The organism is Rheinheimera tangshanensis (assembly GCF_014645135.1).
Classification (GTDB): Bacteria; Pseudomonadota; Gammaproteobacteria; order Enterobacterales; family Alteromonadaceae; genus Pararheinheimera; species Pararheinheimera tangshanensis.
In genome coordinates, this window is the sequence record NZ_BMLH01000005.1 from 285,235 (window position 1) to 294,950 (window position 9,716).

Annotated in this window: 7 protein-coding genes; 5 read left to right on the plus strand and 2 right to left on the minus strand. The window is 44.1% G+C overall.

Features of this window, described 5'->3' with window-relative positions; translation table 11 throughout:
- Positions 1-140: 140 nt before the first annotated feature.
- Both IEW88_RS11980 and IEW88_RS11985 read right to left on the minus strand, forming a co-directional pair.
- Complete coding sequence (locus tag IEW88_RS11980) at positions 141-2,420, minus strand: S9 family peptidase (protein WP_147905206.1); 2,280 nt, start codon at positions 2,418-2,420, stop codon at positions 141-143.
- Positions 2,421-2,618: 198 nt separating this feature from the next.
- Entirely contained in the window at positions 2,619-4,493 is a 1,875-nt protein-coding gene (locus IEW88_RS11985; RefSeq protein ID WP_185148644.1) for a serine hydrolase domain-containing protein, read from the minus strand.
- 299 nt (positions 4,494-4,792) lie between these two features.
- On the opposite strand from IEW88_RS11985, the gene IEW88_RS11990 reads away from it, so the two are divergent.
- The 5 genes from IEW88_RS11990 (at position 4,793) to IEW88_RS12010 (ending at position 9,594) form a co-directional block, all read left to right on the plus strand.
- Complete coding sequence (locus IEW88_RS11990; RefSeq protein ID WP_147905204.1) at positions 4,793-5,242, plus strand: outer membrane beta-barrel protein; 450 nt, start codon at positions 4,793-4,795, stop codon at positions 5,240-5,242.
- Positions 5,243-5,962: 720 nt separating this feature from the next.
- Positions 5,963-6,721: a hypothetical protein gene (locus tag IEW88_RS11995; RefSeq protein ID WP_147905203.1), complete on the plus strand. Its 759-nt coding sequence runs from the start codon at positions 5,963-5,965 to the stop codon at positions 6,719-6,721.
- A 12-nt stretch (positions 6,722-6,733) separates the two neighbouring features.
- Positions 6,734-7,780, plus strand: a complete 1,047-nt coding sequence (locus IEW88_RS12000; RefSeq protein WP_147905202.1) for a zinc metalloprotease — start codon at positions 6,734-6,736, stop codon at positions 7,778-7,780.
- A 216-nt stretch (positions 7,781-7,996) separates the two neighbouring features.
- Positions 7,997-8,881: an alpha/beta hydrolase gene (locus tag IEW88_RS12005; RefSeq protein WP_147905201.1), complete on the plus strand. Its 885-nt coding sequence runs from the start codon at positions 7,997-7,999 to the stop codon at positions 8,879-8,881.
- A gap of 224 nt (positions 8,882-9,105) precedes the next feature.
- Positions 9,106-9,594, plus strand: coding sequence for a gamma-glutamyltransferase (locus tag IEW88_RS12010; RefSeq protein ID WP_229670458.1), 489 nt, complete (start codon positions 9,106-9,108; stop codon positions 9,592-9,594).
- Positions 9,595-9,716 lie beyond the last annotated feature (122 nt).

A 9,716-nucleotide genomic window follows, 5' to 3' on the forward strand; every position in this document is an offset into this window, starting at 1 on the left:
AGACTAAGAGCAGGGATCAATAACAAAAAACGGGGCAGAAAAAGTGCAGGACACTCAGCCAGAATGCGTAGTGAAAATACGCTGAACAGTGGCACTGCACTTAAAGATAAGCCAATACAATTTCAGCACAAAGGCTTTATTTACAGCTGACTTTTGTTGCTGTCAGAGCTTTGCTGCTTTAAATGACGCTGGAAAAAATCGAACTGGCGACGCTGCACATAACGAATGGGTCCAACAGAACGCCCTACCGCATGCTCGCCCCCCGGCACCAGCAACAAATCAAAGTCCTTATCAGCTTTAATCAGCGCATTCACCAGTTGCATGGTAGAAGCCGGGTCGACATTGCTGTCCTGCTCACCGTTGATCAGTAGCAAATTCCCCTGTAGCAACTCTGCATGCTCAGTCACAGAAGACGCCGCATAATGAGGCCCAACAGGGTACCCCATCCACTGCTCGTTCCAGCTGATTTTATCCATACGGTTGTCGTAGCAACCGGCATAAGCCACACCGGTAGTGTAAACCTCGGGGTGAAACAACAAGGCTGCTACTGTACTTTGCCCACCTGCTGATGCGCCATAAATACCAACTCCTGCCGCCATGTTGTACCAGGGAAATTGCTTTGCAGCAGCTTTATGCCAGAGGATCCGATCCGGAAAACCTGAATCGGCCAGATTTTTCCAGGCCACATCATGAAAAGCTTTTGAGCGGTTTTTCGTGCCCATACCATCAATTTGCACCACGACAAAACCCAAGTCAGCCAGCGCCTGCATCCCTATGACTTTATCGCCGCCCGAATGAAAACCAAAGGGCCAGAAACTTTTTGGTACAAAGCTGTCATGGGGTCCGGCATAGATATTTTCTATCACAGGGTATTTCTGCTCCGGTTTAAACTGTTGTGGCTTCACTATTAAGCCCCAAATATCTGTTTTGCCATCCCGGCCTTTGGCGACAAAAACTTCTGGAGCTTTAAAGCCAGCCTGAGTCAAACGGCTGATATCGGCTTTAGCCAGGGTACGGATTAACTGACCGTCACTGCTGCGGCGCAATTCCGCCACATTGGGTAAATCAACCCGCGAATACAAGTCGATGTAATACTGCCGGTCGGCGGAAAAACTAACCTGATGCGTGGCATTAGCGGTCGTTAAAGCAGTCAGGCCAGTACCATCAAAATTAATCCGGTAATAATGAATAAAGTAAGGGTCTTGCTCTGGCTCCATACCACTGGCGGCAAACCACAACTGCTGTGTTTTTTCATCCAGATGCATTACGTCACGCACCCGCCAGTTGCCTTGGGTGATCTGATTGATCAACTGGCCCTTGTTGTCATACCGATACAAGTGCGCCCAGCCATCCCGTTCCGACAACCAGACAAAACCTTTCTCAGGCCCTGACAGAGTCTGATAAAAAGCGCCCCACTGGTCGATAAAGCTCTGACTGCGCTCGGTCAGCAAGGCTTTTGGCTGCGCCGTTTTTGCATCCACCTCAATCACACGGACCAGTTGATGTCCCCTCTCGGTGTAGCGAAAGGTAAAACTCTGGCTATCGGCCTGCCACTGCACCTGATCCAATGTATAAGGCTGACTAAACAGCTGGTTATCAATCCGCTGCGCTTTGCCTGCATCAAGCTGCACCAGCACAGGCTGGTCTATGTCCACAGCATCACCGGGTTTAGGGTAAAGCTGAGTCAGAGTTTTAGGTTCCAGTTGATCCAGAGGAGAGGACAATACGCGGGTGACCATACGCGCTGTGCCGGGTTTGACTTTCATCACCAGCAACGCCGAACTGTCCGGAGCCCACTGAATCGACTGCGCATCATAAAAATCTACGGCTGAACCATCCTTGCTCTGGTATTGAATGCGGCCATCTTTGTGTTTGATCACAAGGTTATGCGCCACAATCTGCGCTGTGTAAGCGCCATCCGGTGAGCTGCGCAGCGGGTTATAAGCCTCAATCCGCAAGTCTCTGACCACACCAAAAGCCTTAGGCTGTCCCTGGCGTTCCATCGCTTTACAAAGCGTCCCATCCAGCTGGCAACTCCAGTTTTTGCTGTCGTAATAAAACTCTATGCTTTGGTCATTTTCGCTGTAGCTAAAGCGGTCAAAAGGCAACTGCAAAGCACTAAACGACTGACCCGTTGCCTGATTCAGCGCCCTGCTTATCCGTTGATGATCAAAAGCCAGCTCAGGCTTAGCCTTTTGCACCGAGTCACGGAAAAACTGAAAACCGCCCTCCACACTTAGCTTGTAATGAAACTGATGGCCCTCTGCAGCCCATTCAGGTTCGAACATCAAATCCCGGGTTAAATGGATCCACTGCTCGCGCAGCGACAAAGACTGATTGATCTGCTCATCCTGCACCTGTGCCTGCACCGACAGGCACCCCAGTAAAAACAAAGCACCGCAATAGGCTGTTAATTTCATAAGCGTAAATACCTGAGCGAAAAGCAAAAAACCAAGCTATAGAAAAACATCCTCAAACAAAAGGTAGTAAAAACCAATTCACGTTTAAAGCACCGGAGGGTCGGTTGGATTGCGGAGGGATCGTCAGACTTAGCATCTGACATGCTCCCACTGCGTTAAATTAAGAAATGAGCATTATTGGCTCCGATCTATAGTCAACTAGTAATAAAGCTGCACAGACCACAAGTTATAGACAGCAAGATAGGAAGCAATAAACAAAAATGCCAGCAGGGTCAACCCATGTTGTATTCGTTGTAGCCAGATACCTGATGCAATACTTTGTTTTAACAAGAGCCATGCTGGGAGCATTCCGATCACTGCAAGAAAGCATAACAACTGCGCAGCCCGGATCAGCAGATCAGAAGGTGCAAAACTGTAGATCCCATCCAGCGCCTGATTTAACAACGCTAAGCCTGCAAACAATGCCAGCGCACAACAAGCTACAGCTATCACTGCGATGGCTCCGGTTTGTTGCAACCAAAGCTTTTTATACCTGAACCACAAGTAAGGCAGTTTCAGCACAGCCAGCAACAAAATCACCAGTGCGCTGCACCAGACAGGAACCAAAACAGCGGCATTAGCCAAGGGATGAACCTTATTCCAGGACTGAACCGCTGCTAAAGCGCCGATATTGAGCATCACAGACTGGTTGGGTTTCACCCATGCACTAAGCTTGTCCTGTCCGCCATGCTGTTGCCACAAATAAGGCTGAATCTCGCGCCATAACCAGGGGGTATTGTCTGCTTTGTTATAACCAGCCAGTATTAAGTCACCTGTTTCTGTGGCCGTGACTTTTAATCGATACAAAGGCTGAAGTACCGCCAGCAAAGTGCTGAAACTGGTCCTGCTATTCTGGTAATAACCTGCCACTTCATCAGCTCGCTGTTTAGCTCCTGCTGGGTCGGAATGCAGCAAAGTTTCAATTGCTTTGGCTGGTAGGTATTTTTTAATAAAAGCGGTGTTTAGCGCCTGACGTAATTCATACGCTTGAGCGCGGCCAGCTGCAGAACCTATGCTGACAAAAAGCCCGGCACCAACTTCAGGAATAAGCATCAGGTGGCTATGGTAAGTGCGGGTATTACCGCTATGACCCCAAATCTGCTGTGCCTGTTCATCCGCCCTGATAAAACCCAAAGACATGCTGGGCACACCATCGACATGCGGGGCTGAGTAACTCAACATCAGATCACGACTTTTAGCACTCAGCAGCGGTGCAGCATCAGCCAAAAACGCAGCCATAAATAGCCCCATATCCTGAGCTGTGGCCGATAACGAACCAGCTGGTATTGGGCTGATATAATCGTAAGGCACTTGTTTTTCGCCTGAAATATCATAAATTTTTGCGATTTGACCCGCTAAAGCATCGGATACAGGCTGGCGAAAACTGGAGTTCTTCATACCCAAAGGCTGAAAAATATGTTGCTCAATATAATGTTCAAACGGAACTTTACTAACACGTTCAACAATATAACCCGCCAGAGCCGCGCCATAATTCGAATAGGCAGGCACTGTACCAGCGGCAAAAACCCGCTGTGGCACCCAACGTTTTAACCATTCTTCGTTGCTGACCAGCTGCTCTGGGCTGGTTGCCATTAAATCCCGCAGTACATCTTCAAAACCTGCTCTGTGTGTCATTAAATGTCGCATAGTGACAGGGCCGCTCGGATGCGATGGTATTGTGAAGTCCAGATAGTTATTAATGTCCGCATCTAAATCAATCAGCCCTTGCTCAACCAATTGCATAACAGCGGTCCAGGTCAACAACTTAGACACAGAACCGGGGCGAATCAAATGTTGGCTTGGGTCGAGCTTTTGTCCGTTGGGCTGATCGGCAAAACCATACCCCCTGCTGACAACAAGTTGATTGTTATACACCAGCGCTACGCTAACGTTTGACAGTACAGCTTTGTCCATATGCGGTTGAATTAACTCGTCCAGAAATTGCTCAAATTCTGCCTGTGCAACTTGTGGCTGCTCAGCTGCAGTAACTACAGCTCCCAAACACAATAACAGTCCAAAAATCCAATTACGCATCACCACGTCCATGTCAGAAGTTGTACTCAAACTCCAGACTATTCGATAGTAAGCCATTCATGCAATTAAAGATTCTCCCAAAATCAACCACATTAAACGCATTCAACCTTCGCTTGGCAAAAAGTTGGCATCTACCTGACAGCTGTATAGCTGGACAAAAAGAATTTGAAGCAACAATAATTTACCAATTGACATCCCCATTTTAGGTCTTTAGATTAATCCAATGTTACATTCTCATCAGCAAAAATTGTCCAGAATGCTTACTGGTGGATAGCGGGAGCAGCACTAAGGAGTGGCCTATGAATCGTACTGTAATTGCTTTACTTGTTTTTTGTTCAACTTCGGTCTTAGCAGATGATGGATTCTATCTGAACATTAACTCAGCTTTTCAACATCAGACTGCTTCCGAACTGACTGGTTCTGTTGATTCTTTTTGGCAAACCGGCGTTGGCTTAGGCTACAAAGAAGCATTGTCTCCGGCATGGAATGCCCTGTATGAGTTAGGTGTAGCTACAGCAAATCCAGAGTATTCAGATGCCAACGATGGGCAAACTCATAGCGTCTATACCCGAGTTCTTTTTGAATACAATGAATTATCTGAGCAAGTGAAACCCTTTGCTGGTGTTGGCCTGCAGAAAACCTATGCAACAACAGATCACTACATTGATGTGAAAAAGTCCGTTGGCTTCAATTTCTACCCTGAGCAAAAAGACTACAGTATCAGTTTGATGGTATCGCACTCAGATTAACAGAACGTCAGACTAAGAGCCTACTCAGATGTAGGCTTTCTGATCATTCATCAGGCTTACAAGTTAAAACCTGAATCTGCTGCAACTTGCTGTAGCATGATATCTGTACTTCAACTCTGATCCTGAACTCAAAGGTTCAACTTTATCAGGACTCTGTCTGAATTGTGGAAAATTAAAGCGAAGCTACATATAACATTGAGTGGGACTCAAGTGTGGCCGCCATACAACCAATAGCCTTCCCTCCCCCTACATTCCTTTTTCAGATAAAAATGACATCAAAAAAAATTGATTGTAAGTCTAAAAGTAAATTAGCCTTTAAAAAATATAAGAACCCCTCTTCGAAAGCTTAATGAAGTATAGAGACGACTAAATACCGCCTGTACCCCCTTTATTTAGGCAGTTCCATAAGAACATTTTTCCAGCGACAAAACAAACCTGTTACAACTACAAATAAAATTCATTATTTAACAATTAATCTATTGACATACCCATTCTGGGTCACTAGATTAACTTGTGACACATGTCATTATCATTTATACCAAAAAAGGAAAATACCATGGAACATAAACAAGAAAGCCAAGAATTAAATTTTGATGAAATTCAAGAAGTTGAAGCACATGTAGACCACGAGTGGGAAGTCGGCGTTGGCTGCAGCACCCCGTTCTAATTTTTAACAAAATAACAACAAGGGAGTTTAACTCCCTTTTAAGCTACTACATAATGAACATAAAAAAAGAGAAGTTTGAACAACAGAGATTGAATTTTAATTATGTTGTTAAATCAATTTCGGCTCCCGATGAAATAACAGATCTCGGATTAAAAGAAGATTTTGATGAATGGTTAAAATATAGAAGATTACACGCTGACTTCTTGCTAAAAGGTTCAGAAAGCAAGTTCTTTCAGGAATGTGAAGTTACATTTGATGAAATGGATACTATTGCCGAAAGTGTATTTTTCGTTTTTCATTACGGACCATACTTTACCCTTCCATTACATTTCGTTAAAAAGCTTGGATACAGTGGCGCTTCATTTATTTTAACATCAGAAAGTATTGATTTTAGCCTGGTGGCACGTTGCGCAGAATCATTTGGTGAAGTGCTGGAACCCATAGTCATAGATCCATCAGGCCTGTTCGTTAAAAAAGTATTGCGAGCAAAAAAAAGAGGCCATTGCATATTTATACTTGTTGATCTGCCAGTAGGCTCAGACGATAAAAGCTTTGCAATGTTTGACACCTATTTCGGAAAGATCAAACACCGACTTGGTTACATGAGAATTGCTGAACTACTGAAGCAACAGCCTGTATTAATAGTCCCCGAAGTAAGCGACGATTTCAAAACAATGAAAGTGAAAAAAATAAACGTAGACTCTCATGAAAATGTTATCAGCGAGTACACAAAACTACTGAAGAAAAACTACAGACACTTTGAAAGAGTAGACGAATTAGCAAGAATGTGTTCATTCACTCAAGCCATCTAGGATCTATGTATAGTGAACTCTCCAGATGAAATTTACATGTTTGTTGCAACGGAAGTTATAGACAATGGCGATCACATTGCGATCAAAACATCGAGTGGCCGTTACTTCCAATTGCCGAAAGATATTTTCAGCACTATAAAAAAATATGTATCTTCGGACGGCGTTGTTTCAAAAGAAATACCAGAAAAGTACTTGGCTAAGCTTATTGACCTGGGCGTTTTTTATAAACAGGGAGTACAACAAGGGTCTGCAGATGAGTTTAATCACACCTCCAGTCTAATCCCCGTAGTAAAAGGCAGGCCACTTGAATTTCTGGTTAATGTCTTCTCAAACCTATTGAAATTCAAGATAGCTACACTCTATGTTATCTTCGTCACTGTATTATTTATAGCCACTGTTGACTTTCAAAAACTAATGGCAACCCATTCTGCAACATTACATATGGGCTATGACGTACTCCTTATGATCATTGTCTATATATTTTTCTCAGGAGTCACTCATGAGCTAGGACATAGCTCAGCGTTTTATAAATACACAGGAAAGAAAGCGGAAATTGGTGTCTGTTTCAACTATTGCTTCCCATCATTTTACTCGGACGTTAGAGACGCAGCTCTGTTATCGAGGAAATCAGAGCGAGTTTCCATCCTGATCGCAGGCGTGTATTTCCAAATCCTGCTGTTCCCGGTACTCGCTATTCCGTTTTATCTGTTGGGGGGGGATAGAAATTTACTGTTACTCTCTTACATGTTACTCATACAAGCTTTCTTTAACCTGATCCCTTTTTTAAGAAGCGATGGTTATTGGTTATGTAAAGAGCTTTTTTTTACAAAAGGTAGCAAAAATACATTTTACTTAGTGGTCATTAAAGTTTTTTTCTTTTTTGGCTTATCTTACTTACTCTTCGTTTGTTATTTAGCAGTAAGAGATTTTTATAACAATATTTACCTGCAAGGTATGTTGCCTTGGGAACAGCCGGCATTTGATTTTTTCCGACAGTTCCTGGTCAGCATTTATTTATTGGTTGGCTTTAATAAGCTAATTTCCTGGGCTAAGAGTTGAGACAGTTATTTTTACCTACCCCCGCCTTTGCCCTGAGATCCTCTGTTATGACAGCTCTTGTCTTAGGCAATTATCATTTAAAACCATAAAGCTGGATTGCAGGTAAAACCAACTCAAGGTTATGAGTATCTTTAGTACATAAAAAACATGGCCAAGGCTGAGTAGACGAACCTCAGTGCTGGCGCAGACACAGTCATCCCAGAATAGGAATATCTAATGATAAGAAAAGTCATCATTCTCACGCTAATAACATCATTATTTGGATGTACCGCCTATATCCGTGAAAAAACCTTTATTACTCAAGACAAAATGGTATCCACTATCAGCGATAGTGATATCAATGCATGGCAACGAGAATTTCCAGATTATGCTTTTACTTTGCTGAAACTGCCATCAACGGATCAAAAAACAACAATGGTAGGTTTATATCTGGACAATAAAAAATCCAACGACATTATCTACTACATTCCAGGCAATGGAATGAAGATTTCGGATGGTGGTTTAAAAGCGCTGAAGGAACTTTCAGCTTTGGAACAGGACATTGTCATATTTGACCGTCGAGGTTTGGGGGCAACGGATGGCACAGCCTCAGTCCAAGGTCTGATCAATGATTCATTACAACAATTCGATTTTATTCGATCAAAGATGAATCCGGATCGGTTAATAGTCCATGGCTTTTCTCTTGGAGGATTTGTAGCGGTTCAGGTCGCAAAAAATAAATCTATCGATGCACTGGTGTTGCAAGGCACAGCAACCAACGCCTCAGAATGGGTAGATGAGCGTTTTCCTTGGTATTACAAACTATTTGTCACAGTCAAAATCGACGCTGAAATACAGGCTTTGGATAACACCAACGTATTGGAAAACACCTACGCAGGTCCGCTCTTAATGATTACTGGTGAGGATGACGAGCAAGTACCTGCAAGTTTACCTAAAACCCTGTTCCAGAAGAGCTCTTCAGAGCTCAAACAGCTTGTCGTCGTGGAAAACGCAAAGCATAGCGAAATGCTACGTTCACCTTCGGCATTAGAGAGCTACAGGCAGTTTATAAAGCTACTACACAGCAAAAATGTTTCTGCCAGGCAAAATATGAAGTCATAGTGAGACTTACTATATTTTTTTCTTTGGTGCTTCTGTGCCGGGGGAGCAGTCTCGCCCGGTACAGAAGTTCAGAAGCCTCTAGCCCGACATTAGAAATACCCAACTGCGCGATTTATTTGTCAGATGTCCAACAAAATCCGGTTAAAAGACTCTGGTACCCGCCAAACTCTTGTTATCTATCACTTTAAAGTGATAGAACTGTACGAAACATCAAGGAGTTTGTTATGACATACCGCTTTTTATCCGGACTCGTAGTTCTCTGCTTATTCGCATATACCGGAGCCGGACAGGCAACACAAGCAATCCATACCGCGCAGAACCAAAGTGAAACGACCTTAAAGGGCGCTGTCGCCTCTCCTGATCAATACGGCGCTTTGGTGGCAGAGCAAATTTTGCGCAAAGGTGGCAATGCGGTGGATGCTGCCATAGCCACGGCTTTTACCCTCGCTGTCACTTATCCCGAAGCCGGTAATATTGGCGGCGGTGGTTTTATGCTGGTCTGGTTTGACGGCAAACCTTACTTTCTGGATTACCGCGAAACGGCACCAGCAGCGGCGCACAAGGATATGTTTTTGGATGCCGACAAGCAGGTGGTGAAAAACTTAAGTCTGATGGGTCATCAAGCCAGTGGTGTGCCCGGCACTGTGATGGGGTTGTGGTTGGCACACAAAAAGTTTGGTTCCCTGCCCTGGCAGGATTTAGTAGCTCCGTAACCGTTCACTCTACGACGTATTGACGGACCAATTTATTAACTAAACACTTTTCACCACATTGACCAGAGCTGGTGGCACTTTCCATTGTTTTTTGTCTTCGGTGACGATCACCACTGATTTTT

Bases quoted from the DNA above. Each gene is read 5' to 3' on its own strand.
- IEW88_RS11980 (WP_147905206.1), bottom strand. From the start codon at position 2,420: ATGAAATTAACAGCCTATTGCGGTGCTTTGTTTTTACTGGGGTGCCTG.
- IEW88_RS11985 (WP_185148644.1), bottom strand. From the start codon at position 4,493: ATGCGTAATTGGATTTTTGGACTGTTATTGTGTTTGGGAGCTGTAGTT.
- IEW88_RS11990 (WP_147905204.1), top strand. From the start codon at position 4,793: ATGAATCGTACTGTAATTGCTTTACTTGTTTTTTGTTCAACTTCGGTC.
- IEW88_RS11995 (WP_147905203.1), top strand. From the start codon at position 5,963: ATGAACATAAAAAAAGAGAAGTTTGAACAACAGAGATTGAATTTTAAT.
- IEW88_RS12005 (WP_147905201.1), top strand. From the start codon at position 7,997: ATGATAAGAAAAGTCATCATTCTCACGCTAATAACATCATTATTTGGA.
- IEW88_RS12010 (WP_229670458.1), top strand. From the start codon at position 9,106: ATGACATACCGCTTTTTATCCGGACTCGTAGTTCTCTGCTTATTCGCA.